Genomic DNA, 25,448 nt, shown 5'->3' on the forward strand with positions numbered 1-25,448 from the left:
CATGCATACAATCCGACAGAATAATGTCTACAATTATTTTTCCTACAGGACCGCTTCCAACATGGCCGGATCGGTCAGCGGCAGCATCCATCGTGCCTGACCAGCCCTGGTCCCGCCACGCCGGGCGCGGTCGACGACCCAGCCACGGGCCTCGATTTTCCGCCCCTTGAGCCGCTCCAGGGCCGAGGCGTCGAAGCGCCTCTGCAAACCCGGCGCGATGTGCAGGACAACCGGCCCCTGCAATTTAATCCAGACACCACCGCGATTGCGCTGCACGCTTTCTACCCGCCCGCTCGTCAGCACGAAACCGGGTGCATTGATCTGCTCCGCTCGCACGACGGGCGATTTGCTCCAGAGACCAGATCCGGCTTGCCGCGCATGCCGTTCGGCCATTTGCTGGCAACCGACCAGGTCGACGTTCGGCGCGACCGCCACCAGAAAACCCAACCCTTCGGCAATCAGGCGCTCTTCGAGGTTCTCGCCTTGGGCGTTGTAGACATGGGCCAGCGTGCGACCGTAATCATCGCGGTCGTCCTTGCCAGGCAATACGCCCACCCGGCCATCGTTGGCGGCCACCAGGGCTTCGAGTCGCTGGCGCGCCGCCACGGCGAAGGGTTCGTCGGCGCGGCCGCGCTTGCCCAGCTCGGGGCTGTTGAGACCGATCATCCGAATGCGGCGACCATCCTCCAGGTACAAGGTGTCGCCGTCCACCACACGCTGCACCGCCACCTGGGGCAGGCTGCCCGGCGAAGGACAGGCCCCCAGGGCGCCACCGAGCCAAATCGCAGACACAAAAAAGGCGCCCGCAAGGGACGCCTTCTTTATCAATCTGGAGCAGTCGAAACGACCATCCAAAATGATCAGCCTCAGGCTTTTGGAGTAACTTTGCCGAAAGCACCGAAACGATCGGCGAACTTCTGAACGCGGCCGCCGGTATCCAGAGTCTTTTGCTTACCGGTGTAGAACGGGTGGCATTCGTTGCAAACGTCGATCGCCAGGGCTTTGCCGTAGGTCGAACGCGTTTCGAACTTGTTGCCGCAGCTGCAGGTTACGGCAATTGCTGGGTATTCCGGATGGATATCGGTTTTCATGCTGTTTTCCTCAGGCTAGCGTGCCGCCACCCAACACTATTGTTGAATACCGCACGTAATTAGGCCGCGGATTCTACCAGACATCGTCATTCGCGCAAGCTGTCGCTTATACCAACCGTCTGCTAGGCTCGCGCCCTCAAGCACAATCCCTGTGGGAGCGAGCTTGCTCGCGATAGCGATGGGTCAGTTGCGGTGATGTTGGCTGTGCCGCCGCTTTCGCGAGCAAGCTCGCTCCCACATTGAATCGCGCTCAGCCTTGCGAACTTGTCCGCTTATCGAGATTCCCCGCGTGCCCAACGCCATCCTGCGCCTCGCCCTGCCCTCGCCCCTGCGCCGCCTGTTCGACTACCGCGCCCCCGCCGGGGTCCTGCGCGCCCAGTTGCAGCCGGGCATGCGCCTGCGAGTGCCGTTCGGCCGGCGGGAAATGATCGGCATCCTGGTGGAGGTCACCGATCACAGCGAGGTCCCGGTCGACAAGCTCAAGCCAGCCCTGGCCCTGCTCGACGCCACGCCGCCGCTGCCCGCCTCGCTGTTCAAGTTGTGCCTGTGGACGTCCCAGTATTACCAGCACAGCCTCGGCGACACCCTGAGCTGGGCGCTGCCGGTGCTGCTGCGCCAGGGTGAACTGGCCGAGACGCGCCAGGAGCGGTTCTGGTCGGTGGCTCCGGGGGCCTCGCTGGATGATCCGCGCATCGCCCGCGCGCCACGCCAGCGCGAGGCCTTGGCGACCCTCGCCCAACATCCCCATGGCGTGGCCCACCAACTGCTGAGCAAACTGATGCTCAGCAAGGACAGCCTCGATTTGTTGTTGGCCAAGGACCTGGTCCAGGTGGAGATCCGCCGGCACGCCCCCGGCGCCCGCCACGAACATTGGCTGGCCCAGCCGGAACTGCCGCTCAACGCCGAACAGCGCGCCGCTTGCGAAGCGATTCGCGCAGGTTTCGACAGTTATCACGCCTTTCTGCTGGCGGGCGTCACCGGCAGCGGCAAGACCGAGGTCTACCTGCAACTGATCCGCCAGACCCTGGAGGCCGGCAAGCAGGCCCTGGTGCTGATTCCGGAAATCAACCTCGGCCCCCAGACCCTGGCGCGTTTCGAGCAACGCTTCAACGCGCGGATCGCCCTGGTGCACTCAGCAGTCAACGACCGCGAGCGCCTGGAGGCCTGGCTCGCCGCCCGGGACGGCGAGGCCGATATCATCATCGGCACCCGCTCGGCCCTGTTCACGCCGATGAAAAACCCCGGCCTGATCATCATCGACGAAGAACACGACGGCTCTTATAAACAGCAGGAGGGCCTGCGCTATCACGCCCGCGACCTGGCACTGGTGCGCGCCCGCCAGGAAAACATCCCCATTGTCCTCGGCTCGGCCACGCCCTCGCTGGAAAGCCTGCACAACGCCTACACCGGCCGCTACGGCCTGCTGCGCCTCAACGAGCGGGCCGGCGGCGCCAAGCAACCGCGGTTCCTGCGCCTGGACGTGAAAAGTCGTCCACTGGACAGCGGTATTTCCGGGCCGATGCAGCAAGCCATCGGCCAGACCCTGGCCGCCGGGCAACAGGTCCTGGTGTTCCTCAATCGCCGCGGTTTTGCCCCAACTCTGCTGTGCCACGACTGCGGCTGGATGTCTGGCTGCGAACGCTGCGACGCGCGGATGACCGTGCATCAGCGCCATGGCGAGCTGCGTTGCCACCATTGCGGCCACGTCGAACGCGTGCCAAGGCATTGCCCCCAGTGCGGCAAAGTGGACCTGCGCCCGGTCGGCGCCGGCACCGAACGCGCCGAGGAACGGCTGGGCATCCTGTTTCCGGACTATCCGGTCTTGCGGGTGGATCGCGACAGCACCTCGCGCAAGGACGCGATGAACCAGTTGTTCGCGACGATCCAGAAGGGCCAGCCGTGCATATTGGTCGGCACACAGATGCTCGCCAAGGGGCATCACTTTCCGCGGGTCACGCTGGTGTCGATCCTCGATGCCGATGGCGGGCTGTTCTCCGGCGACTTCCGCGCCAGCGAGCGCATGGCGCAGTTGATCGTCCAGGTCGCCGGCCGGGCCGGACGGGCCGAAGAGCCGGGCAAAGTGATTATCCAGACGCACCTGGCCGATCACCCGCTGTTGATCCAACTGACCGAGCAGGGGTACTTCGCCTTCGCCGAACAGGCCTTGAGCGAACGCCGCAGCGCCGGCCTGCCGCCGTTTGCCCACTTGGCGCTGCTGCGGGCCGAAGCCCACAAGCCGGGGCAGGCCGAAGGCTTCCTCGATGAGGCCTGTAGCGAGGCGGAGCGTTTGCTGGCAGAGCAGAGCCTCACCGGCATCGAACTCCTGGGGCCAGTGCCAGCGCCGATGGAGCGCCGGGCGGGGCGCTATCGCGCGCAGCTTTTATTGCAGGCCAACGCCCGGGCGCCGCTGCATCGGCTATTGAGTGCCTGGTTGCTGGCGCTGGAGCAGATGCCCAGCGGACGGGCGGTGCGTTGGTCGCTGGATGTGGATCCGGTGGATTTGTATTGATTGAGCAGATCGCAAGCTTTGCCCCCTGTGGGAGCGGGCTTGCTCGCGAAGGCGGTGGGTCAGTTGTGGTGATGTTGGCTGTGCCGCCGCTTTCGCGAGCAAGCCCGCTCCCACAGGTGGACCGAGTGCATCCAGGCCAGCAAGAATAGTCACCACACATCCCCAACCGACCCGCTACAGTTGGCAAGCTCGTCCGGGCCACGGATAATGCCCAGTTTTTCCACCAGCGCATCGAAGCGCCGCCGCGCCTGCGGTTGAAAGAGAAGACCATGAAAGACACCATTCGCCAGCTCATCCAGCAAGCCATCGCCCAACTCGTCACTGAAGGTGTGCTGCCAGAAGGCCTGTCGCCGGCGATTCAGGTCGAGAACACCCGCGACAAGACCCACGGCGACTTTGCCAGCAACATCGCGATGATGCTCGCCAAGCCGGCCGGCATGAAACCTCGCGACCTGGCGGAAAAAATCATCGCCGCGCTGCCGGCCGACGAGAACGTCAGCAAGGCTGACATCGCCGGCCCCGGGTTCATCAATTTCTTCCAGAACACCCAGGCCCTGGCTTCGCGCCTGGATGCGGCCCTGGCCGACGAACGCATTGGCGTGCGCAAGGCCGGCCCGTTGCAGCGCACCGTGGTCGACCTCTCGGCCCCCAACCTCGCCAAGGAAATGCACGTCGGCCACCTGCGCTCGACCATCATCGGCGACGGCGTGGCCCGGGTCCTGGAGTTTCTTGGCGACACCGTGATCCGCCAGAACCATGTTGGCGACTGGGGCACCCAGTTCGGCATGCTGATGGCCTACCTGCAGGAAAATCCGATCACCAGCGACGAACTGTCGGACCTGGAGAACTTCTACCGCGCCGCCAAGCAACGCTTCGACGAGTCGCCCGAGTTCGCCGACCGTGCCCGTGGCCTGGTGGTCAAGCTGCAAGCCGGCGATGCCGAGTGCCTGGCACTGTGGAGCAAGTTCAAGGACATCTCCCTGTCCCACTGCCAGAAAATCTACGAGCTGCTGAACGTCAAATTGACCATGGCCGACGTGATGGGCGAAAGCGCCTACAACGACGACCTGGTCAACGTGGTCAACGACCTCAGGGCCAAGGGCATGCTGGTGGAAAGCAACGGCGCCCAGTGCGTGTTCCTCGACCAGTTCAAGACCGCCGACGGCGAGCCGTTGCCGGTGATCATCGTCAAGGCCGATGGTGGCTACCTCTACGCCACCACCGACCTGGCCGCCGTGCGCTACCGCAACAGCGTGCTCAAGGCCGATCGAGTGCTTTATTTCGTCGACCAACGCCAGGCCCTGCACTTCCAGCAAGTGTTCGAAGTGGCGCGCCTGGCCGGCTTCGTGACCCGTCCGATGGAAATGGAACACATGGGTTTCGGCACCATGAACGGCGCCGACGGCCGCCCGTTCAAGACCCGCGATGGCGGCACAGTGAAGCTGATCGACCTGCTGACCGAAGCCCAGGACCGCGCCTACACCCTGGTCAAGGGCAAGAACCCGGACCTGGCCGAGGACGAGTTGCGCAAGATCGCCAAGGTGGTGGGCATCGACGCGGTGAAATACGCCGACCTGTCCAAGCATCGCACCAGCGACTACAGCTTCAACTTCGACCTGATGCTCAACTTCGAAGGCAATACCGCGCCGTACCTGCTGTACGCCTACACCCGCGTGGCGGGGGTGTTCCGCAAGCTCGGCAAGGGCTTTAACGAAGTGGACGGCCAGATTGTGCTCGAGGCCTCTCAGGAACAGGAGCTGGCGGCGAAGCTGGCGCAGTTCGGCGAGGTCCTGAACAACGTCGCCGACAAGGGCACGCCGCACACCCTGTGTGCCTACCTGTATGACGTCGCCGGCCTGTTCTCCAGCTTCTACGAGAACTGTCCGATCCTCAATGCGCAAACCCCGGAGCAAATGCAGAGCCGCCTGCGCCTCGCCGCACTGACCGGGCGCACGCTCAAGCAAGGCCTGGAACTGCTGGGCCTGGAAACCCTGGAGCGCATGTAAGTTGGCCGCCAAGAAAAAACCTGCACCCAAGCGCGGCGCCAGTCGTTACCAGCCTCCAGCCAAAAAACCGATTCCAGGTTGGTTGTGGATGGCCATCGGCCTGACCGTCGGCGCGTTCATTGTGTTCTTGATGAAGCTGGAACCGGGCCAGGGCGATGACGTCAAGCGCGTCCGGCAAGAGCAGCAGAAAGCCACCCGCATCGCCGAGGCCAACAAGACCCCGCCGAGCCCGACACAACCGGTGAAGCCGAAGTACGACTTCTACACGTTGCTGCCGGAATCGGAAGTCATCGTGCCGCCCGATGCCGTGCCGGAGAAAACCCTGCCGACGCCGCAAGTGCCCACCACACCGGTGACCCCGGCCGAAGCGGCGAAGATCGACACCGCTCGCGCCCAGGCGGCCCTGGCCGGCATCACGCCGCCACCGGCCCCTCCGGTGCAGAAAGCCGCGCCGGTGACGAAGTTCTTCCTGCAGGCCGGTTCGTTCCGCAAGGAAGCCGACGCCGACAAGGTCCGCGCGCAGATCATTCTGCTGGGCCAATCCGTGTCCGTGGAATCCGGAACGGTGAAGGACGAAACGTGGTACCGGGTCCTGGTCGGTCCGTTCAGCAACCGCGAAGAACTAACCAAGGCCCAGAAACAATTGGCCGGCAGTGGTTTCAGCAACCTGTTGTTACAACAACGCCAGAGCCGCTGAACCAGGCGACACCAACCCTTGTGGTGAGGGGATTTATCCCCGCGGGGCTGCGAAGCAGCCCCAAGAAAGCTTGATGTATTCGGCCCTGACACACCGAGGCGGCAGGTTTTTAGGGCCGCTGCGCGCCCCAGCGGGGATAAATCCCCTCACCACAGGATCGCGGAACAATCACAGCGCACCGCTCATCCCCTCTACGCCCCCACAGTTGAAAAAAACCACGCCACCCCCATATGAGTTCCATCCGGGCATTTTCGCCCCGCTGCGTGGAGACTCTCCCTTGACCACCATCGTTTCAGTCCGCCGTCATGGCAAAGTCGTCATGGGCGGCGACGGCCAGGTTTCACTGGGCAACACCGTGATGAAAGGCAATGCGAAGAAAGTCCGCCGCCTGTATCACGGCGAGGTCATCGCCGGTTTCGCCGGCGCCACCGCCGACGCTTTCACTCTGTTCGAACGATTCGAAGGCCAACTTGAAAAACACCAGGGCCATCTGGTCCGCGCCGCCGTGGAGCTGGCCAAGGAATGGCGGACCGACCGCTCCCTGAGCCGCCTCGAGGCCATGCTCGCAGTCGCCAACAAGGACGCTTCGCTGATCATCACCGGCAATGGCGACGTCGTTGAGCCCGAAGATGGCTTGATCGCCATGGGTTCCGGCGGTGCCTACGCCCAGGCCGCGGCCAGCGCCCTGCTGAAAAAAACCGACCTGTCGGCCCGTGAGATCGTCGAGACCGCCTTGGGCATCGCCGGCGACATCTGCGTCTTCACCAACCACACCCAGACCATTGAGGAGCAGGACCTCGCCGAATAAGCCTGCCACCCGTGCACCGGCTCATTCTTGCTTGAGGACCGCCAATTATTATGTCCATGACTCCCCGCGAAATCGTCCACGAACTCAACCGCCATATCATCGGCCAGGACGATGCCAAGCGCGCCGTCGCCATCGCCCTGCGTAACCGCTGGCGCCGGATGCAGCTGCCCGAAGAGCTGCGCGTCGAAGTGACCCCCAAGAACATCCTGATGATCGGCCCGACCGGTGTCGGCAAGACCGAAATCGCCCGGCGCCTGGCCAAGCTCGCCAACGCGCCGTTCATCAAGGTCGAAGCCACCAAGTTCACCGAAGTCGGCTATGTCGGCCGCGACGTCGAGTCGATCATCCGTGACCTGGCCGATGCCGCCATCAAGCTGCTGCGCGAACAGGAAATCACCAAGGTCCGCCACCGCGCCGAAGACGCCGCCGAAGAGCGCATCCTCGACGCCCTGCTGCCACCGGCGCGCATGGGCTTCAACGCCGACGCCGCCGCGACCCAGGACTCCAACACCCGCCAGCTGTTCCGCAAGCGCCTGCGCGAAGGCCAGTTGGACGACAAGGAAATCGAGATCGAAGTGGCCGAGATGGCCGGCGTCGACATTTCCGCGCCGCCGGGCATGGAAGAAATGACCAACCAGTTGCAGAGCCTGTTTGCCAACATGGGCAAGGGCAAGAAGAAAAGCCGCAAGCTCAAGGTCAAGGAAGCGCTGAAGCTGGTGCGCGACGAAGAAGCCGGCCGCCTGGTCAACGAAGAAGAATTGAAGGCCAAGGCCCTGGAAGCGGTCGAGCAGCATGGCATTGTGTTCATCGACGAAATCGACAAGGTCGCCAAGCGCGGCAACGTCGGCGGTGCCGATGTGTCCCGCGAAGGGGTGCAACGCGACCTGCTGCCGCTGATCGAAGGCTGCACGGTCAACACCAAGCTGGGCATGGTCAAGACCGACCACATCCTGTTCATCGCTTCCGGTGCGTTCCACCTGAGCAAACCGAGCGACCTGGTGCCGGAACTGCAGGGTCGCCTGCCGATCCGTGTCGAACTCAAGGCGCTGACGCCGGAAGACTTCGAACGCATCCTGAGCGAGCCCCATGCGTCCCTGACCGAGCAGTATTGCGCGCTGCTCAAGACCGAAGGCCTGAGCATCGAGTTCACGCCAGAAGGTATCAAGCGCCTGGCCCAGATCGCCTGGCAGGTCAACGAGAAGACCGAGAACATCGGTGCCCGTCGCCTGCACACGTTGCTCGAACGCTTGCTCGAGGAAGTGTCGTTCAGCGCCGGCGACCTAGCCAGCGCCCACAACGAAGCGCCGATCCTCATCGACGCCGAGTACGTCAACAGCCACCTGGGTGAATTGGCGCAGAACGAAGACCTGTCGCGGTATATTCTTTAAGCTGCAAGTTGTAAGCCTCAAGCTGCAAGCTGGTCACCTCCAGCTTGTAGCTTGTAGCTTGTAGCTTGTAGCTTGTAGCTTGTAAGCTGCCTTCATGACCAAACTCCCCACCGCCATCAACCTGCACAAAGCCTCCAAGACCCTGACGCTCAAATACGCGCCGGACGAGGAGTATCACCTGCCCGCCGAATTCCTGCGGGTGCACTCGCCTTCCGCCGAGGTCCAGGGCCATGGCAAACCCATCCTGCAATACGGCAAGCTCGACGTTGCCCTGACCAAGGTCGAACCCGCCGGCCAGTACGCACTGAAACTGACCTTCGACGACGGCCACGACAGCGGATTGTTCACCTGGGACTATCTCTACCAGTTGGCGGTGCGCCAGCAGGACCTGTGGAACGATTATCTTGGCGAACTCAAGGCCGCCGGAAAAACCCGCGATCCGAACGCGTCCGTCGTCAAGCTGATGCTCTAGCTCAAGGGCTGGCGCTTTAGGGCGATTTTTCTAGACTCATCTGCTTGAATGCCCGCGCAGCAACGTCAATGACTGGCCTGCTTGCGAAAAAAATTAAACTCGGGTAACCAATGGAGCTGGCAAGTTCCCTGCAAAGGAACCGGCGAGTTCCTGGCATACGTTTCCTCATTGGCCCTCGATGCGGAATTAATGGTCACCCGAGCAGCGTACCTGGTATCGGCTGTGTGGCTTCATGGCACCAACCGGGTACTCGTCTGAAGGACAATGGAGCGTCGTAGATGAGCAACAAGAACAACGATGACCTGAAGTACCAGGCCTCGGAAAACACCCTGGGGTTGAATCCCGTCGTCGGCTTGCGCAGGAAAGACCTGCTGGCCTCTGCCCGCATGGTGCTGAAGCAGGCCATCAGGCAACCGCTGCACAGCGTCAAGCATGTCGCCCATTTCAGCGTCGAACTCAAGAATGTCCTGTTCGGCAAATCCGAACTGCAACCGGCCGGCGACGACCGTCGTTTCGCCGACCCGGCGTGGAGCCAGAACCCGCTCTACAAACGCTACCTGCAAACCTACCTGGCGTGGCGCAAGGAGCTGCACGCCTGGATCGACGACAGCAGCCTCTCGCCCGCGGACATCAGCCGCGGGCATTTCGTGATCAACCTGATGACCGAAGCCATGGCCCCGACCAATTCGGCGGCCAACCCGGCGGCGGTCAAGCGCTTCTTCGAAACCGGCGGCAAGAGCCTGCTGGACGGCCTGTCCCACCTGGCCAAGGACCTGGTGCACAACGGCGGGATGCCGAGCCAGGTGAACATGGGCGCGTTCGAGGTCGGCAAGAGCCTGGGCGTGACCGAAGGCGCCGTGGTGTTTCGCAACGACGTGCTGGAGCTGATCCAGTACCGGCCCATCACCGAGCAGGTCCACGAACGACCGCTGCTGGTGGTGCCGCCACAGATCAACAAGTTCTACGTGTTCGACCTGAGCCCGGACAAGAGCCTGGCGCGCTTCTGCCTGCGCAGCAACGTGCAGACCTTCATCATCAGCTGGCGCAACCCCACCAAGGAGCAGCGCGAGTGGGGCCTGTCGACCTACATCGAGGCGCTCAAGGAAGCGGTGGATGTGGTCACGGCCATCACCGGCAGCAAGGACGTGAACATGCTCGGCGCCTGCTCGGGCGGCATCACCTGCACCGCGCTGCTGGGCCATTACGCCGCCCTCGGCGAGAAAAAGGTCAATGCCCTGACCTTGCTGGTGAGCGTGCTCGACACCACCCTGGACACCGACGTGGCGCTGTTCGTCGACGAACAGACCCTGGAAGCGGCCAAGCGCCACTCCTACCAGGCCGGCGTACTCGAAGGCCGCGACATGGCCAAGGTCTTCGCCTGGATGCGCCCCAACGACCTGATCTGGAACTACTGGGTCAACAATTACCTGCTGGGCAACGAACCGCCCGTGTTCGACATCCTGTTCTGGAACAACGACACCACGCGGCTGCCGGCGGCGTTCCACGGCGACCTCATCGAAATGTTCAAGAACAATCCACTGATCCGCCCCAACGCACTGGAAGTGTGCGGCACCCCCATCGATCTCAAGCAGGTCACCGCCGATATCTTCTCCCTGGCCGGCACCAACGACCACATCACGCCGTGGAAATCCTGCTACAAGTCGGCGCAGTTGTTTGGCGGCAAGGTGGAGTTCGTGCTGTCGAGCAGCGGCCATATCCAAAGCATTCTCAACCCGCCAGGCAACCCCAAGTCGCGCTACATGACCAGTGATGACATGCCGGCCAAGGCCGAAGACTGGCAGGAGAACTCAACCAAACACACCGACTCCTGGTGGCTGCACTGGCAAGCCTGGCAGGCCGAGCGCTCGGGCAAACTGAAAAAAGCCCCGACCGTGCTGGGCAACAAGGCCTACCCGGCCGGTGAAGCAGCGCCCGGCACCTATGTGCATGAGCGATAAGGGATGCAACTCGTCTGCTGCGGGGTGGGCTTGCTCACGAATACATCCCGCCAGCCGACACGCTGATAACCCCCTGTGGGAGCGAGCTTGCTCGCGATGACGGTGTATCAGGCAACAGCGATGCTGGCTGTGATGCCCTCATCGCGAGCAAGCTCGCCCCCACAGGGACGGGTTATATGAACGACAGCGATTCACCTGATAGGGCTTGAAGCATGCCGCAACCGTACATCTTCCGTACCGTCGATCTGGATGGCCAGACCTTGCGCACCGCGGTACGTCCCGGCAAGCCTCACTTGACGCCCTTGCTTATTTTCAACGGCATCGGCGCCAACCTGGAGCTGGTGTTCCCGTTCATCCAGGCCCTGGACCCGGACCTGGAAGTCATCGCCTTTGACGTGCCCGGTGTCGGCGGTTCATCGACGCCCAACCGGCCGTATCGCTTTCCAGGCCTGGCCAAGCTCACCGCGCGGATGCTCGATTACCTCGACTACGGGCAGGTCAACGTGATCGGCGTGTCCTGGGGGGGCGCCCTGGCCCAGCAGTTTGCCTACGACTACCCGGAGCGCTGCAAGAAGCTGGTGCTGGCGGCCACGGCTGCCGGGGCGGTGATGGTGCCGGGCAAACCGAAGGTGCTGTGGATGATGGCCAGCCCCCGGCGCTACGTTCAGCCCTCCCATGTGATGCGTATCGCACCGCTGATCTATGGTGGTTCGTTTCGCCGTGATCCGAGCCTGGCGGCCAGCCACGCGGCCAAGGTTCGTTCGGCGGGCAAGCTCGGTTATTACTGGCAACTGTTCGCCGGCCTCGGCTGGACCAGCATCCATTGGCTGCACAAGATCCACCAGCCGACACTGGTGCTGGCCGGTGATGACGACCCGCTGATTCCCTTGATCAACATGCGCATGCTGGCCTGGCGCATCCCCAACGCCCAGTTGCACATCATCGATGACGGCCATCTGTTCCTGATCACCCGGGCCGAAGCGGTGGCGCCGATCATCATGAAGTTTCTGGAGGAAGAACGTCAGCGTGCCGTGATGCATCCGCATCCCTCGCCGCTGGGCGGCGGCTGAAACCCGCCCATTAGCGCCTGGCAGGACGCCGGATCGCGCAGCGACCCGAAACAGCGACTATGTTGTCTGGTTCGGTGTGTTTGTTTTTAGCCTGATGACGAAGGAGTTGACTCATGCGCGACAGACCGGCGAAGGGTTCCATGCCCGCCCCTGCCAGTTTCATCAACGCACAAAGTGCGGTCACCGGCCTGCGTGGCAGGGACCTGCTGTCCACTTTGCGCAGCGTGGCCGCACACGGCTTGCGCAACCCGGTGCACAGTGCCCGGCATGCGTTGAAACTGGGTAGTCAATTGGGCCGTGTGTTGCTGGGCGAAACCCTGCACCCCACCAACCCCAACGACCCGCGCTTCGCCGACCCCACCTGGCAGCTCAATCCGTTCTACCGCCGCAGCCTGCAGGCCTACCTGAGCTGGCAAAAACAGGTCAAGAGCTGGATTGACGAAAGCGACATGGGCCAGGACGACCGCGCCCGGGCCCACTTCGCCTTCGCCCTGCTCAACGACGCCGTATCGCCGTCCAATACCTTGCTCAACCCACTGGCGGTCAAGGAGCTGTTCAACTCCGGCGGTGCCAGCTTGGTTCGAGGCATCAGCCACCTGGTGGACGACCTGCTGCACAACGACGGCTTGCCGCGCCAGACCACGCCCCATGCCTTTGAAGTCGGCAAGACCCTGGCGACCACACCCGGCGCGGTGGTGTTTCGCAATGAATTGCTCGAACTGATCCAGTACCGGCCCATGAGCGAAAAGCAGTACGCCAAGCCATTGCTGATCGTGCCGCCACAGATCAACAAGTTCTACATTTTCGACCTCAGCCCCTCCAACAGCTTCGTCCAGTACGCCCTGAAAAACGGTTTGCAGGTGTTCATCATCAGTTGGCGCAACCCTGACGTACGCCACCGCGAATGGGGCCTGTCCAGCTATGTCGAGGCCACGGAAGAGGCCATGAATGTCTGCCGGGCGATCACGGGCGCTCGTGAGGTCAACCTGATGGGAGCCTGTGCCGGTGGCATGACCATCGCCGCCCTGCAAGGCCACCTGCAAGCCAAGCGCCAGTTGCGCCGAGTAGCCAGCGCCACCTACCTGGTGAGCCTGCTGGACAGCCAGATCGACAGCCCGGCCACGCTGTTCATCGACGAGCAGACCCTCGAGGCCGCCAAGCGCCGCTCCTACCAGAAAGGCGTTCTCGATGGTCGCGACATGGCCCGGGTGTTCGCCTGGATGCGCCCCAACGACCTGATCTGGACCTACTTCATCAACAACTACCTGCTGGGCAAAGAGCCGCCGGCTTTCGACATTCTCTACTGGAACAACGACTGCACCCGGCTGCCGGCGGCTTACCACGGCGACCTGCTGGACTTCTTCAAGCACAACCCACTGACTCACCCCGGCGGCCTGGAAGTGTGCGGCACGCCCATCGACCTGCAGAAAGTGACGGTGGACAGCTTCAGCGTGGCCGGTATCAACGACCACATCACGCCCTGGGACGCCGTCTATCGCTCGACGCTGTTGCTCGGTGGCGACAAACGCTTCGTGCTTTCCAACAGCGGCCATGTCCAGAGCATTCTCAACCCGCCGGGCAACCCCAAGGCCAACTACATCGAAAGCGCAAAAATGAGCAGCGACCCACGGGCCTGGTACTACGACGCCGCCCACGTCGAAGGGAGTTGGTGGACGCAATGGCTGGGCTGGATCCAGGAACGCTCCGGCGCCCAGCACGAAACCCAGATGACCCTGGGCAACGCGAACTATCCGCCTCTGGACGCCGCCCCCGGCACCTATGTTCGCGTGCGCTGAAGGCCCTACCCCACGGCCAGGCGACTGGCCGTGGCACGACTCGATCATTAAGAAGACCGGATGAAAACCCGCGACCGCATCCTTGAATGTGCCCTGCAATTATTCAACGAAAAGGGCGAACCGAACGTATCCACGATGGAAGTTGCCAACGAAATGGGCATCAGCCCAGGCAACCTCTACTACCACTTCCATGGCAAGGAACCGCTGATCCTCGGGTTGTTCGAGCGCTTCCAGAGCGAACTGGCACCGCTGCTGGACCCACCGGCGGACGCACAGTTGGCGCCGGAAGACTACTGGCTGTTCCTGCACTTGATCGTCGAGCGCCTGGCCCAGTACCGGTTTCTGTTCCAGGACCTGTCGAACCTGGCCGGGCGCCTGCCGAAGCTGGCCAAGGGCATCCGTCACTTGCTCAACGCCCTGAAGCGAACCCTCGCCTCACTGCTGGCGCAGCTCAAGGCCCAGGATTTACTCGTCAGCGATACCCAGGCCCTGGGGCAACTGGTTGAGCAGATCACCATGACGTTGTTGTTCTCCCTGGACTACCAGCGGATCCTGGACCGCGAGGGCGAGGTTCGACTGGTGGTCTACCAGATCATGATGCTGGTGGCACCGCACCTGCCGCCCGCGACCAAAGTGGCGACGGAGCGGCTGGCGTTGCGGTACCTGGAAGAACACGAGTAACCACCGGCGGTGGCAGATCCATTGTGGGAGCGAGCTTGCTCGCGATGAAGGTGTATCAGTCAAGATCAATACTGCTGACCCGCCGCTATCGCGAGCAAGCTCGCTCCCACATTGTTTTCCGGGTGATTTCAAGGTTTGAGATTGACCTGCCTACAAACAAAAACGCCCGACCTTCACAGGCCGGGCGTTTTTGCATGTCCCGCAGAATCAGGACTGGGTGGAAGGCGTCGTTGGAACCGCCGTTGGTGCTGGAGTGGCGACCGGAGTCGGAGCGGCGGCGGAGTTCGCCGTGCTCGTCGGGGTTGCCGGTTTGGCGGCCGCGGTTGGCGCCTTGGGCGCGGCAGCTTTTGGCGCAGCCGGTTTTTTCACGGCAGGCTTTTTCGCCGCAGCGGGTTTGGCCGCCGCTTTTGCCGCCGGCTTGGCTGCAGGCTTAGCCGCTGGCTTGGCCGCTGCGGGTTTAGCTGCAGCAGTCTTGGCCGCGGGCTTGGCCGCTGGTTTCGCGGCGGGCTTGGCTGCCGCTTTCGCCGCTACCGGTTTGGCCGCAGCCTTGGCAGCAGGTTTGGCCGCAGCGATTTTAGCCGCAGGCTTGGCCGCTGATTTCGCCGCTGGTTTGGCGGCGGTTTTTGCCGCGGCCTTGACCAGTGGTTTGGCTGCCGTTTTAGCGGCCGGTTTGGCCGCCGCCGTCTTGGTCGCGACGGGTGCGACTTTGGCGCCGGTGAGTTTTTCGATCTGCTTGGTCAGGGTGTCGACCTTGCTGTGCAGTGCCTTGACTTCATTACGGCTCGGCACGCCCAGGCGCGAGATAGCACTGTTCAAGCGCTTGTCGAAAGCCCCTTCCAGTTCGTCCCATTTACCCAGTGCCCGATCCTTCACGCCGCCGATACGCGACTTGGCAGACTCGGCAGAGTCCTTGGCGGCATCGACTTGTTTGCCGACTGCCGTCTTGGTGAGTTTTTCGGCCTTTTCGCCGTCCTTAACCAGGGACTCGAAGAGCTTGCTGCCGTCAGTGTCGATCTTCGAGTACACGCCTAAACCAGCAAGCCAGATTTTGCGGGAATATTTTTCAATCTTCCCGGCCCACGAGCTGCCCTCTTTTTCTGTGATTTTTTTGCCAGCCATCCCGTTCTCCTTAATGTTTACGCGCGACACGTTCGAGCAATGCTGTCAGCTCATCGAGCTTAGCAGAGAGTGTCTCAACGTCATGTTTAGACGGAATGCCGATACGATTCAAGGCACTTGCAACACGGGCATCGAATACCTTCTCGACTTTATCGAGTTGTACTTCAACCCGGGCCTTGAAAGTATTGACGTCACTCTTGGCTTCAATCAATTCGCTGTTGGCCGCTTCAAGTTTCCCGGCGATTTTCTTTTTGCCTTTGGTTTCAATAACTTCGCCAGCCTTTACCAGCTCCTGGAAGTACCCGCTGCCTTCCTGGCCGACCTTCGTGTAGGCGCCCAGGCCAGCCAGCCAGATCTTGCGCGCGTACGTTTTCACGTCGCTGAGCGTGGAAGATTCAACGTCGGTTTTTTTCTTCAGAATAACTTTGGCCATGGTGCACCTCACTCGAAAAAAGGTTTGAGGAACTGCCCGCACATGGACGGGCTCAGGCACAAAGTAGTGACAATAATTAGAAACGGCACCCTAACAACTGACACAAACACTGAAGGCGATGACTTCATGTGGGAGCGGGCTTGCTCGCGAATGCGGTGGACCATTCACTATTGATGTCGACTGGCCCACCGCTTTCGCGAGCAAGCCCGCTCCCACAGGAGTAGTGGTGAACTTGGATGTGTTCCACCCCACCCTTTCGGTCGATCAGGCCAACGCCTTATCCAACGCCTTTTCAATTTCCGTCTTGATCGTGCCGCTCATGGCCGACATCAACATGCCCAGTTCCACGTCGACGCGGATCGAATCCTCGCCCACATGCACTTCGCCCTTGACCCCGGAACGCTTGAGTTTCAGGGTATCGCCCACCCACTGCGGCTCCAGGCCATAGCTGTCGGACAACTTCTGCGCCAGCTTGTCGGCTTTCTCTCGCGCCACTTCCTTGCCCAGGCCATGGGCACGCTCAACAGTTATACGGGCCATCGGGTGACTCCTGTTTTATCGGGACTTGCCTGAACGTTTCAGACCCTGGCTGCGTCAAAACGTCCCGGCGGTCGCCCATCTTACCTTCAGCCTTGCCAAGACAAAGCCCTCCACCGGGATTAGAATGTCCCGCATTCTTTTTTGGTGACCGCGATATGACTGATCAGCGCAAAGGCAGCGATGCCGAACCCACCACTCACTTCGGCTTCAAGAACGTGCCGGAAAGCCAGAAAGCGGAAAAAGTCGCTGAGGTTTTCCACTCGGTAGCCGCCAAGTACGACTTGATGAACGACCTGCTCTCGGGCGGCATGCACCGCCTGTGGAAGCGTTTCGCGATCGAGCTGTCGGGCGTGCGCAGCGGCAATCGTGTGCTGGACATCGCTGGCGGCACGGGTGACCTGACGAAGAAGTTTTCCCACATCGTCGGGCCGACCGGCCAGGTGGTGCTGGCCGACATCAACGAGTCCATGCTCAAGGTCGGCCGCGACCGCCTGCTGGACCTGGGGGTGGCCGGCAATGTCGAGTTCGTCCAGGCCGACGCCGAAAAGCTGCCGTTCCCCGACAACCATTTCGACTGCGTGACCATCGCCTTCGGCCTGCGCAACGTCACCCACAAGGAAGACGCCCTGCGCTCGATGCTGCGCGTGCTCAAGCCCGGCGGCCGCCTGCTGGTGCTGGAGTTCTCCAAGCCGACCAACGCGCTGATGTCCAAGGCCTATGACGCCTACTCGTTCGCCTTCATGCCGCTGATGGGCAAGCTGATCACCAATGACTCGGAAAGCTATCGCTACCTGGCCGAATCGATCCGCATGCACCCGAACCAGGAAACCCTGAAGTCGATGATGGTCGAGGCCGGTTTCGACCGCGTGACCTACCACAACATGACCGCCGGCATCGTCGCCCTGCACCGCGGTATCAAACCCTGATGTTGCTCACCGGCCTGCTCGCCAGCGTCGAACTCGGCATCAACCGGGTATTGCGCCTGGACAGCACGGCGCTCGCGCGCCTGGCGCACTTGAGCGGCAAGGTGATCGCCGTGGACTGCCGCAGCCCGGCGTTGCAGTTGTTCATCCTGCCCAGCGACGAGGGCCTGATGCTCGCCGCCCACTGGGAAGCCGAAGCCGATTGCACCCTGCGCGCCCCAGCCTCGAGCCTGCTGAACCTGGCCCTGGGCAAGGACAAGAGTGCGGTGCTGCACAGCCCCGAAGTCGAACTCGACGGCGACAGTGGCGTGCTGCTGGAGCTGGCGGAGATTCTCCAGGACCTGGAGCTGGACTGGGAATACGAAGTGTCACGCTGGATCGGCCCGGTGGCGACCCAGTTGCTCAGCGGCCATCTGCACAGCCGCCGTCGCTGGTATGGCCAGGGCTTCGCCAGCCTGGGACAGAATCTGAGTGAATACCTGGCCGAAGAATCGCGTACCCTCGTAGGCCAACGCGAGGCCCAGGCCCGTTTTGATGAACTGGACCAGGTCAAGCTTGACCTGGAACGTCTCGAGGCGCGTTTCGAGCGCCTTTCCCGATCCCTTGAAACCAAGCGATAACGCATGAAGCTGCTTGCCGTCCGCCGTTTGTTGCGCATCCAGCGCGTCGTGATCCGCTACCGCCTCGATGACCTGCTGTTCGCCCTGCCGCTGCCCTGGTTTCTCCTGGCGCTGCGCTTCGTGCTGCCGTGGCGCTGGTTCCCCCGACGAACCCTGGACCTGACGCGTGGCGCGCGCCTGCGCCTGGCCTTGCAGGACCTGGGACCGATCTTCATCAAGTTCGGGCAGATCCTCTCGACCCGGCGCGACCTGCTGCCCGAAGACATCGCCGATGAACTGATGCTGTTGCAAGACCGCGTGCCGCCGTTCGACTCCAAGCTGTCGGTGGCGCTGATCGAAGAGCAACTGGGCAAGAAGATCAGCGAAGTGTTCAGCCGTTTCGACGTCGAGCCCCTGGCCTCGGCCTCCGTGGCCCAGGTGCACGCCGCCCAGCTCAAGAGCGGCGAAGAGGTGGTGGTCAAGGTCATCCGCCCGGGCCTCAAGCCCATCATCGCCCAGGACCTGGCGTGGCTGTTCATCCTCGCCCGCGCCGCCGAACGGTTGTCGGCCGATGCCCGCCTGCTGCACCCGGTGGACGTGGTCCAGGACTACGAAAAAACCATCTACGACGAACTCGACCTGCTGCGCGAGGCCGCCAACGCCAGCCAGCTGCGCCGCAACTTCGAAGGTTCGCCGCTGCTCTATGTGCCGCAGGTCTATTGGGACTGGTGCCGACCGAAAGTACTGGTGATGGAGCGCATCTACGGCATCCAGGTCACCGACCTGGCGACCCTGGCCGACCAGCGCACCGACATGAAACTGCTGGCCGAGCGCGGCGTGGAAATCTTCTTCACCCAGGTGTTCCGCGACAGTTTCTTCCACGCCGACATGCACCCGGGCAACATCTTCGTCAGCACCGTGCAGCCGTGGAGCCCGCAATACATCGCCATCGACTGCGGCATCGTCGGCAGCCTGACCCCCGAGGACCAGGACTACCTGGCCCGCAACCTGTTCGCCTTCTTCAAGCGTGATTACCGCCGTGTCGCCCAACTGCACATCGATTCGGGCTGGGTGCCGGCCGAGACCAAGCTCAACGAATTCGAAGCGGCGATCCGAACCGTGTGCGAACCGATCTTCGAAAAACCGTTAAAAGATATTTCCTTCGGCCAGGTACTGATGCGCCTGTTCCAGACCGCGCGACGCTTCAACATGGAGGTCCAGCCCCAGTTGGTGCTGTTGCAGAAAACCCTGTTGAACATCGAAGGCCTCGGTCGCCAGCTGTACCCGGACCTCGACCTGTGGAACACCGCCCAACCGTTCCTCGAACGCTGGATGCGCGAGCGCGTCAGCCCGCGCGCCCTGCTGGGCAACGTGCAGAGCCAGTTCGAGCAGATCCCGCACCTGGCCAACATGACCCGCGACCTGCTCGAACGCATGTCCCAACCTCACGCCCACGACCCGGCGCCACCGTGGCATCGACGCAAGGACGATTGGCTGTTGCGCTTGCTTGGCGCGGCTCACCTGGGTGGCGGCGCGGTGCTGGCGACCGGCGGGCCGTTGAGCGAACTGGGTCACTGGCCGGCCGGTATCATGGTGGTCGTCGGCTTGTATCTGGTCGTACGTCGATAGCAGGAATCAGCCACAAGCGATAAGCTGCAAGCCTCAAGTTCATGGGTTGAACCTATCAACGCAAGCACGATACAGAATTGCTTTTACTTGCAGCTTGAAGCTTAAAGCTTGCCGCTACCGTCAGGACTCAAGATGAAAAACTGGCAGGACGAGATCAAGTGGGACGCTGACGGCCTGGTGCCGGCCATCGCCCAGGACCACAAGACCGGGCGCGTATTGATGATGGCCTGGATGAACCGTGAAGCACTGGCCCTGACCGCCGCCGAGAACCGAGCCATCTATTGGTCACGTTCCCGTGGCAAGCTGTGGCGCAAGGGTGAAGAGTCCGGGCATGTGCAACATCTGCATGAGATGCGCCTGGACTGCGACGGCGACGTCATCATCCTGATGGTCGAGCAGGTCGGTGAGATTGCCTGCCACACCGGCCGTCAAAGCTGCTTCTATCGCGTCTTCGAGAACGGCGACTGGAAAACCGTCGACCCGGTGCTCAAGGACCCGCATGCCATTTATTCAGGACATACCCATGAGTGACACCCTGACCCGCCTGGCCCAGGTGCTGGAAGAGCGCAAGGGCGCCGCGGCCGACAGCTCCTATGTCGCCAGCCTGTACCACAAGGGCTTGAACAAGATTCTGGAAAAAGTCGGCGAAGAATCCGTCGAGACCATCATCGCTGCCAAGGACGCCGCCATCAGCGGCGACTGCAGCGACGTGATCTACGAGACCGCCGACCTGTGGTTCCACAGCCTGGTCATGCTGGCCCAACTGGGGCAGCATCCGCAGGCCGTATTGGATGAACTGGACCGTCGCTTCGGTCTGTCCGGGCACGTCGAGAAAGCCTCGCGCCCGTCCGCCTGATCCATTTTTGAGAGGAGTAGCCACATGGGTATCTTTGACTGGAAACACTGGGTCGTCATCCTGGTCGTCGTGGTGCTGGTGTTCGGCACCAAGAAACTGAAGAACCTCGGCACCGATGTCGGCGAGTCGATCAAGGGTTTTCGCAAGGCCATGAACGATGACGAGAAACCGGCCGATCCGACGACAAACCAGGCTCAGCCCGCACAACCGACCCAACCGGTACACCCTCAGGCCACCCAGCCTGTGAATGCGCCGAATACCATCGACGTGCAGGCCCAAAAAGTCGAAGAGCCCATCCGCAAAGACTCGTGAGCACTGACTAATGTTTGGGATCAGCTTCACTGAACTGCTGCTCGTCGGCCTCGTTGCCCTGCTGGTACTGGGCCCCGAGCGCCTGCCGGGTGCTGCGCGCACCGCCGGTCTCTGGATCGGGCGCCTGAAGCGCAGCTTCAATGCGATCAAACAGGAAGTTGAACGTGAAATCGGTGCCGACGACATCCGTCGGCAACTGCACAACGAGCACATTCTGTCCCTGGAGCAGGAGGCGCGGAAAATCTTCACGCCCACCCAGCAGGAACCGACGCCAGTTCAGCCTGTGGCCGAGCCGACGGTGGCTTCCCAAGCGCCAGAAGGTGGCGCGCCGGTGGCTGAACCGGCGCCAGTGACACCGACGGTCGCCGATACAGCGCCCCCCGCTGTCCCTGCGCCTAACGATCCTACTTTGCCGCCGCGAGCCCCATGAGCGATATTCCTGAAAACGACCAGCCGATGCCGCTGGTATCGCACCTCACCGAGTTGCGCACCCGCCTGCTGCGTTGCGTCGCGGCGGTGTTCATCATCTTCGCCGGGCTGTTTTCCTTCACCCAGCAGATCTACACCTTCGTCTCCACGCCACTGCGCCAGTACCTGCCGGTAGGCGCGACGATGATCGCCACCGACGTATCGTCGCCGTTTCTGACACCATTGAAGCTGACGATGATGGTCTCGCTGTTCCTGGCGATCCCGGTGATCCTGCACCAGATCTGGGGCTTCATCGCACCGGGCCTGTACAAGCATGAGAAGCGCATCGCCGTGCCGCTGTTGGTGTCCAGCATCCTGCTGTTCTACACCGGCATGGCCTTCGCCTATTACCTGGTGTTCCCGCTGATCTTCAAGTTCTTCGCCGCCGCCACCCCGGCGGGCGTGGAGATGATGACCGATATCAGCAGCTACCTGGATTTCGTCATGACGCTGTTCTTCGCCTTCGGCGTGGCGTTCGAAATCCCCGTGGCCGTGGTGCTGCTGGTGTGGATCGGCGTGGTCGACGTGGCCTACCTGAAGAAGATCCGCCCCTACGTGATCATCGGCTGCTTCGTGGTCGGCATGATCCTGACCCCGCCGGACATTTTCTCCCAGACCCTGCTGGCGGTGCCGATGTGGCTGCTGTTCGAGATCGGCATCCTGTTCGGTGGACTGGTGCGCAAGCGCCGGGAAGAAGAGCCCGACGACCAGCCAGTCGATGACCACAACGATCAGCCGCCAGCGACCCAAGCGTGAACCTGCTGCTGCTCGAAGAGGCCGACTTCATCGGGCCTGACCGCGTCATCCTGAGCGATCGCCGGTTGACCCACATGCAGGAAGTCCACCGCAGCGCCGTCGGTGACAGCCTGCGGGTCGGGCGCATCGGTGGCTTGATGGGCACGGCCCAGGTGCTACGCCTGGAAGCCCGCGAGGCCGAACTGCAGGTGACCCTCGACCAGCCGCCGCCGGCCAAGTTGCCGTTGACCCTGGTGCTGGCGCTGCCGCGTCCGAAAATGCTCCGGCGAGTGTTCCAGACGGTCGCCACCATGGGCGTGCCGAGGGTGGTGCTGGTCAACAGCTATCGCGTGGAAAAGAGCTTTTGGCAGACGCCGTTCCTCGAGCCCGAGGCCATTCGTGAGCAATTGATCCTGGGGCTGGAGCAGGCTCGGGACAGCGTATTGCCTGAAGTTGTTATCGAGAAACGTTTCAAACCCTTCGTCGAGGACCGCCTGCCGGCCATCGCGAATGGCACCCTCGGCCTGGTCGGCCACCCTGGCAACCACCCGCCCTGCCCGCGAGCGCTGACAGAACCAGTGACCTTGGCCATCGGCCCCGAAGGCGGTTGGATTCCCTACGAGATCGACCTGCTGGGCAAGGCCGGCCTGCAACCGGTTCAACTGGGCGAGCGAATCCTGCGGGTCGAGACTGCGGTTACGGCGCTGCTTGCCCGGTTGTTCTGACCCGGCAACACTCACACAGGCACATGATCCTTGTGGCGAGGGAGCACCCAGCGCCTATTTTCTACAGATCCCTCCAAAGCCGCCGATACAGATCCCATAAAACCAATTCAACGCTCCAGGGAGTATCAGCATGTTCCGGTGGCTTGCCCAGGGTCTGGGAAATGTAGGCGTCAATCGCAAACTCGGCGCAGGCTTCGGCTTGGTGTTGTTCCTCACCTTGATGATCGCATTCACCGGCTGGTCCAGCCTGGGCAATGTCATCAGCCGGGGCGATAAACTGGGGTTCATTGCCAGTCTCAACGACTTGAGCAAAGACTTGAACCTGGCCAGCATCGACTACAACACCACGCGGGGCGAGAAAGGACCGCAAGCGGTCAACGATCTGCTCGGCAAGCTCGAGGCCGGGCTGAAAACCGCTCGCGAGTTGATCGAACAGCCGGCCGACGTCGCGCTGATCGACAAGCAATTGGCCGCCGTCGCCGAATACAAAGGCGCCTTCGCCCAGATGACCCGCGCTACCGTCAGCCGCGAAGATGCACGCAGCAAACTCGGCGCCAGCGCCGACAACGCCGTGGCCCGCGTCGCCGAAGTTGAAAAGTCGATGCTGCAAGCGGGCGATGTCACCACGTTCAACAGCGTGGTCACCCTGAGCAAAGCCATCCAGCAAGCCCGCTACCAGGTTCGCGGCTACACCTACAGCGGCAAGAGCGATGCCCAGCAACCCGCCCTCGATGCCATCGACGTCGTCCTCAAACTGCTTGCGCGCCTGCCAGACCAATTGCCCCAGGAACACGCCGCCAACCTGCAGCAGGCCAGCGACTCGTTCAACCTCTATCGCGCGGCGGTCGCCCAGTTCCGCGACTCGCAAATCGACAACGCCGCGGCCCTCCAGCGCATGAGCGAGCAGGGCCAGATACTGATGGATGCCAGCCAGAAGCTGACCGTGTCCCAGACAGCCGTGCGTGACCGCGACGCCGCCCAAGCCAAGATGGTCCTGATCGTAGCGGCCGCCTTGGCGCTGCTGTTTGGCGTGATCGCCGCGCTGTTCATCACCCGGCAGATCGTGGGCCCGCTCGGCGAGACCTTGAAGGTTGCCGAGCGCGTGGCTGCTGGCGACCTGACCCACAACCTCACCTCCGACCGTCGCGACGAACTGGGCCAACTGCAACGCGCCATGCAAAGCATGACCGTGGGCCTGCGGCAATTGATCGGCGGCATCAGCGAAGGTGTGACCCAGATCGCCAGTGCCGCCGAACAGCTTTCAGCCGTGACCGAGCAGACCAGCGCCGGGGTCAACAGCCAAAAAGTGGAAACCGATCAGGTCGCCACCGCCATGCACGAAATGACCGCCACGGTGCAGGAAGTCGCGCGCAACGCCGAGGAAGCCTCCGAAGCAGCCGTCGCAGCCGATCAGCAGGCTCGTGAAGGCGACAAGGTCGTCGGCGAAGCCATCGCTCAGATCGAACGGCTGGCCAAGGAAGTGGGCAACTCCACCGCAGCCATGGGCGATTTGAAACGTGAAAGCGACAAGATCGGCAGCGTCCTGGACGTGATCAAGTCCGTGGCCCAGCAAACCAACCTGCTGGCCCTCAACGCGGCCATCGAAGCGGCCCGCGCCGGCGAAGCCGGGCGTGGTTTCGCGGTGGTGGCCGACGAAGTCCGCAGCCTGGCCCAGCGCACCCAGAAGTCCACGGAAGAGATCGAAGAACTGATCGTTGGCCTGCAAGCCGGTACTGAACAGGTCGCGACCATCATGGACAACAGCCGCAGCCTGACCGACAGCAGCGTCGAACTGACCCGCCGCGCCGGAGGCTCGTTGGAGAACATCACTCGCACGGTTTCGGCGATCCAATCGATGAACCAGCAGATCGCGGCCGCGGCCGAGCAACAGAGTGCGGTGGCTGAGGAGATCAACCGTAGCGTACTGAATGTGCGTGATGTGTCGGAGCAGACGGCGTCGTCCAGTGAAGAAACTGCGGCTTCCAGTGCCGAACTGGCGCGATTGGGGGTTCATTTGCAGACGTTGGTGGGACGGTTCCGGGTTTAACTTGGCGTGGGGATACCCGTGCTCTTCAGGGCACACAATATTCATGCACACCGCCAAGCCCTGTGGGAGCCGAGCTTGCTCGCGATAGCGGTGGGCCTGCTTGCATCAATGCTGAATGTGCCGCCGTCTTCGCGAGCAAGCCCGCTCCCACATTGGACCGGAGTAAGACTGGGAGAGCCAGGTCGGCTATTAGGCCGCCTCGCGAGCAAGCCCGCTCCCACAGGGGAAACGCGATCCCCATCAAGAACCAGGTCGGCTATAAGGCCGCCTCGCGTCGGACGTTGATCTCGGCGCCCCGTTAACCACGCTGGCCGAACGCAGGCATTGTGGAGTGGGCATCCCGGCATGGATGCCGGGATAGCCGCGCTGGGCCATGGATGGCCCTTCGCGGCGGGCCCACGGAGCAATGCCTGCGTTCGGGCACACCGAGCCTAGGCGAGGTGCCGAGTGGTGGGGCATAAAGCGTTTTGGTTACTTTTGCGCTTCTCAAAAGTGACCCGCCGTAAGGGCGGAACCCTAAGCAGCCGTTACCCAAATAACGGATATACACACAAAAATCCCCACTCCCACAATCCGTCATCCCAAG

Annotated in this window: 24 protein-coding genes and 1 pseudogene; 20 read left to right on the forward strand and 5 right to left on the reverse strand. The window is 62.4% G+C overall.

Annotated features, from left to right (window positions below; all coding sequences use genetic code 11):
* Window positions 1-42 precede the first annotated feature (42 nt).
* Complete coding sequence (locus tag BLP82_RS26270) at window positions 43-855, reverse strand: thermonuclease family protein (RefSeq protein WP_092175226.1); 813 nt, start codon at window positions 853-855, stop codon at window positions 43-45.
* 11 nt (window positions 856-866) lie between these two features.
* On the reverse strand, window positions 867-1,091 hold the full coding sequence (gene rpmE, locus BLP82_RS26275; protein ID WP_014336159.1) for a 50S ribosomal protein L31: 225 nt from the start codon (window positions 1,089-1,091) through the stop codon (window positions 867-869).
* Window positions 1,092-1,380: 289 nt separating this feature from the next.
* On the opposite strand from rpmE, the gene BLP82_RS26280 reads away from it, so the two are divergent.
* The 10 genes from BLP82_RS26280 (at window position 1,381) to BLP82_RS26325 (ending at window position 14,476) form a co-directional block, all read left to right on the forward strand.
* The gene (locus BLP82_RS26280; RefSeq protein WP_092175230.1) at window positions 1,381-3,600 is read left to right on the forward strand and encodes a primosomal protein N'; all 2,220 of its coding nucleotides are present in this window, start codon (window positions 1,381-1,383) and stop codon (window positions 3,598-3,600) included.
* A gap of 269 nt (window positions 3,601-3,869) precedes the next feature.
* On the forward strand, window positions 3,870-5,606 hold the full coding sequence (argS, locus tag BLP82_RS26285; protein ID WP_092175234.1) for an arginine--tRNA ligase: 1,737 nt from the start codon (window positions 3,870-3,872) through the stop codon (window positions 5,604-5,606).
* Window position 5,607: 1 nt separating this feature from the next.
* Complete coding sequence (locus BLP82_RS26290) at window positions 5,608-6,303, forward strand: SPOR domain-containing protein (protein ID WP_003196959.1); 696 nt, start codon at window positions 5,608-5,610, stop codon at window positions 6,301-6,303.
* A gap of 277 nt (window positions 6,304-6,580) precedes the next feature.
* Window positions 6,581-7,111 carry an ATP-dependent protease subunit HslV gene (gene hslV / locus BLP82_RS26295; protein ID WP_003196958.1) on the forward strand — a complete coding sequence of 177 codons (531 nt, stop codon included), beginning with the start codon at window positions 6,581-6,583 and terminating at the stop codon, window positions 7,109-7,111.
* Window positions 7,112-7,161: 50 nt separating this feature from the next.
* A complete protein-coding gene (hslU, locus tag BLP82_RS26300) occupies window positions 7,162-8,499 on the forward strand; it encodes an ATP-dependent protease ATPase subunit HslU (RefSeq protein ID WP_053117636.1) in 1,338 nt (445 codons plus the stop codon).
* 94 nt (window positions 8,500-8,593) lie between these two features.
* Entirely contained in the window at window positions 8,594-8,971 is a 378-nt protein-coding gene (locus tag BLP82_RS26305; RefSeq protein WP_092175238.1) for a gamma-butyrobetaine hydroxylase family protein, read from the forward strand.
* A 278-nt stretch (window positions 8,972-9,249) separates the two neighbouring features.
* Window positions 9,250-10,929 (forward strand): class II poly(R)-hydroxyalkanoic acid synthase, encoded by a 1,680-nt coding sequence (phaC, locus tag BLP82_RS26310; protein ID WP_092175241.1) that lies wholly within the window; start codon window positions 9,250-9,252, stop codon window positions 10,927-10,929.
* Between the two features lie 212 nt (window positions 10,930-11,141).
* Window positions 11,142-11,999 (forward strand): poly(3-hydroxyalkanoate) depolymerase, encoded by an 858-nt coding sequence (phaZ, locus tag BLP82_RS26315; protein ID WP_003186648.1) that lies wholly within the window; start codon window positions 11,142-11,144, stop codon window positions 11,997-11,999.
* Window positions 12,000-12,112: 113 nt separating this feature from the next.
* Entirely contained in the window at window positions 12,113-13,795 is a 1,683-nt protein-coding gene (gene phaC / locus BLP82_RS26320) for a class II poly(R)-hydroxyalkanoic acid synthase (RefSeq protein WP_092175244.1), read from the forward strand.
* A 60-nt stretch (window positions 13,796-13,855) separates the two neighbouring features.
* Window positions 13,856-14,476, forward strand: a complete 621-nt coding sequence (locus BLP82_RS26325; RefSeq protein ID WP_092175247.1) for a TetR/AcrR family transcriptional regulator — start codon at window positions 13,856-13,858, stop codon at window positions 14,474-14,476.
* A 207-nt stretch (window positions 14,477-14,683) separates the two neighbouring features.
* On the opposite strand, the gene BLP82_RS26330 is transcribed toward BLP82_RS26325, so the two are convergent.
* The 3 genes from BLP82_RS26330 to BLP82_RS26340 form a co-directional block, all read right to left on the reverse strand.
* A complete protein-coding gene (locus BLP82_RS26330) occupies window positions 14,684-15,595 on the reverse strand; it encodes a phasin family protein (protein ID WP_092175250.1) in 912 nt (303 codons plus the stop codon).
* A gap of 10 nt (window positions 15,596-15,605) precedes the next feature.
* On the reverse strand, window positions 15,606-16,028 hold the full coding sequence (locus BLP82_RS26335) for a phasin family protein (RefSeq protein ID WP_060739572.1): 423 nt from the start codon (window positions 16,026-16,028) through the stop codon (window positions 15,606-15,608).
* A gap of 264 nt (window positions 16,029-16,292) precedes the next feature.
* The gene (locus BLP82_RS26340) at window positions 16,293-16,568 is read right to left on the reverse strand and encodes a polyhydroxyalkanoic acid system family protein (protein WP_092175253.1); all 276 of its coding nucleotides are present in this window, start codon (window positions 16,566-16,568) and stop codon (window positions 16,293-16,295) included.
* Between the two features lie 155 nt (window positions 16,569-16,723).
* Between BLP82_RS26340 and ubiE the strand changes: the two genes are divergently transcribed.
* The 10 genes and pseudogenes from ubiE to BLP82_RS26390 all read left to right on the forward strand — a co-directional run bounded on the left by ubiE (window position 16,724) and on the right by BLP82_RS26390 (window position 24,862).
* Window positions 16,724-17,494: a bifunctional demethylmenaquinone methyltransferase/2-methoxy-6-polyprenyl-1,4-benzoquinol methylase UbiE gene (ubiE, locus tag BLP82_RS26345; protein WP_003196937.1), complete on the forward strand. Its 771-nt coding sequence runs from the start codon at window positions 16,724-16,726 to the stop codon at window positions 17,492-17,494.
* A pseudogene (locus BLP82_RS26350) lies at window positions 17,494-18,118 on the forward strand (SCP2 domain-containing protein). The gene ubiE and the pseudogene BLP82_RS26350 overlap by 1 nt, the downstream one beginning before the upstream one ends.
* Complete coding sequence (gene ubiB, locus BLP82_RS26355; RefSeq protein ID WP_092175259.1) at window positions 18,115-19,719, forward strand: ubiquinone biosynthesis regulatory protein kinase UbiB; 1,605 nt, start codon at window positions 18,115-18,117, stop codon at window positions 19,717-19,719. Before BLP82_RS26350 ends, ubiB begins: the two are co-directional and overlap by 4 nt.
* Before the next feature lie 132 nt (window positions 19,720-19,851).
* Complete coding sequence (gene hisI / locus BLP82_RS26360; RefSeq protein ID WP_003196931.1) at window positions 19,852-20,250, forward strand: phosphoribosyl-AMP cyclohydrolase; 399 nt, start codon at window positions 19,852-19,854, stop codon at window positions 20,248-20,250.
* Window positions 20,243-20,575 carry a phosphoribosyl-ATP diphosphatase gene (locus BLP82_RS26365; protein ID WP_003186671.1) on the forward strand — a complete coding sequence of 111 codons (333 nt, stop codon included), beginning with the start codon at window positions 20,243-20,245 and terminating at the stop codon, window positions 20,573-20,575. The genes hisI and BLP82_RS26365 overlap by 8 nt, the downstream gene beginning before the upstream one ends.
* A 24-nt stretch (window positions 20,576-20,599) precedes the next feature.
* Window positions 20,600-20,887 (forward strand): twin-arginine translocase TatA/TatE family subunit, encoded by a 288-nt coding sequence (locus BLP82_RS26370; protein ID WP_060739575.1) that lies wholly within the window; start codon window positions 20,600-20,602, stop codon window positions 20,885-20,887.
* Window positions 20,888-20,897: 10 nt separating this feature from the next.
* Window positions 20,898-21,317: a Sec-independent protein translocase protein TatB gene (gene tatB / locus BLP82_RS26375; RefSeq protein ID WP_092175263.1), complete on the forward strand. Its 420-nt coding sequence runs from the start codon at window positions 20,898-20,900 to the stop codon at window positions 21,315-21,317.
* Window positions 21,314-22,111 (forward strand): twin-arginine translocase subunit TatC, encoded by a 798-nt coding sequence (gene tatC, locus BLP82_RS26380; RefSeq protein WP_092175267.1) that lies wholly within the window; start codon window positions 21,314-21,316, stop codon window positions 22,109-22,111. Before tatB ends, tatC begins: the two co-directional genes overlap by 4 nt.
* Entirely contained in the window at window positions 22,108-22,815 is a 708-nt protein-coding gene (locus BLP82_RS26385; RefSeq protein ID WP_092175271.1) for a 16S rRNA (uracil(1498)-N(3))-methyltransferase, read from the forward strand. The genes tatC and BLP82_RS26385 overlap by 4 nt, the downstream gene beginning before the upstream one ends.
* Before the next feature lie 130 nt (window positions 22,816-22,945).
* Complete coding sequence (locus BLP82_RS26390; protein ID WP_092175275.1) at window positions 22,946-24,862, forward strand: methyl-accepting chemotaxis protein; 1,917 nt, start codon at window positions 22,946-22,948, stop codon at window positions 24,860-24,862.
* Window positions 24,863-25,448: the final 586 nt, after the last annotated feature.

The organism is Pseudomonas sp. NFACC37-1 (assembly GCF_900101575.1).
Classification (GTDB): domain Bacteria; phylum Pseudomonadota; class Gammaproteobacteria; order Pseudomonadales; family Pseudomonadaceae; genus Aquipseudomonas; species Aquipseudomonas fluorescens_AA.

What these genes read in the sequence shown, in the direction of transcription:
- rpmE (WP_014336159.1), bottom strand. Translation starts at nt 1,091, where the DNA reads ATGAAAACCGATATCCATCCGGAATACCCAGCAATTGCCGTAACCTGC.
- argS (WP_092175234.1), top strand. Translation starts at nt 3,870, where the DNA reads ATGAAAGACACCATTCGCCAGCTCATCCAGCAAGCCATCGCCCAACTC.
- hslU (WP_053117636.1), top strand. Translation starts at nt 7,162, where the DNA reads ATGTCCATGACTCCCCGCGAAATCGTCCACGAACTCAACCGCCATATC.
- BLP82_RS26305 (WP_092175238.1), top strand. Translation starts at nt 8,594, where the DNA reads ATGACCAAACTCCCCACCGCCATCAACCTGCACAAAGCCTCCAAGACC.
- phaC (WP_092175241.1), top strand. Translation starts at nt 9,250, where the DNA reads ATGAGCAACAAGAACAACGATGACCTGAAGTACCAGGCCTCGGAAAAC.
- phaZ (WP_003186648.1), top strand. Translation starts at nt 11,142, where the DNA reads ATGCCGCAACCGTACATCTTCCGTACCGTCGATCTGGATGGCCAGACC.
- phaC (WP_092175244.1), top strand. Translation starts at nt 12,113, where the DNA reads ATGCGCGACAGACCGGCGAAGGGTTCCATGCCCGCCCCTGCCAGTTTC.
- BLP82_RS26325 (WP_092175247.1), top strand. Translation starts at nt 13,856, where the DNA reads ATGAAAACCCGCGACCGCATCCTTGAATGTGCCCTGCAATTATTCAAC.
- BLP82_RS26330 (WP_092175250.1), bottom strand. Translation starts at nt 15,595, where the DNA reads ATGGCTGGCAAAAAAATCACAGAAAAAGAGGGCAGCTCGTGGGCCGGG.
- BLP82_RS26335 (WP_060739572.1), bottom strand. Translation starts at nt 16,028, where the DNA reads ATGGCCAAAGTTATTCTGAAGAAAAAAACCGACGTTGAATCTTCCACG.
- BLP82_RS26340 (WP_092175253.1), bottom strand. Translation starts at nt 16,568, where the DNA reads ATGGCCCGTATAACTGTTGAGCGTGCCCATGGCCTGGGCAAGGAAGTG.
- ubiE (WP_003196937.1), top strand. Translation starts at nt 16,724, where the DNA reads ATGACTGATCAGCGCAAAGGCAGCGATGCCGAACCCACCACTCACTTC.
- ubiB (WP_092175259.1), top strand. Translation starts at nt 18,115, where the DNA reads ATGAAGCTGCTTGCCGTCCGCCGTTTGTTGCGCATCCAGCGCGTCGTG.
- hisI (WP_003196931.1), top strand. Translation starts at nt 19,852, where the DNA reads ATGAAAAACTGGCAGGACGAGATCAAGTGGGACGCTGACGGCCTGGTG.
- BLP82_RS26365 (WP_003186671.1), top strand. Translation starts at nt 20,243, where the DNA reads ATGAGTGACACCCTGACCCGCCTGGCCCAGGTGCTGGAAGAGCGCAAG.
- BLP82_RS26370 (WP_060739575.1), top strand. Translation starts at nt 20,600, where the DNA reads ATGGGTATCTTTGACTGGAAACACTGGGTCGTCATCCTGGTCGTCGTG.
- tatB (WP_092175263.1), top strand. Translation starts at nt 20,898, where the DNA reads ATGTTTGGGATCAGCTTCACTGAACTGCTGCTCGTCGGCCTCGTTGCC.
- tatC (WP_092175267.1), top strand. Translation starts at nt 21,314, where the DNA reads ATGAGCGATATTCCTGAAAACGACCAGCCGATGCCGCTGGTATCGCAC.
- BLP82_RS26390 (WP_092175275.1), top strand. Translation starts at nt 22,946, where the DNA reads ATGTTCCGGTGGCTTGCCCAGGGTCTGGGAAATGTAGGCGTCAATCGC.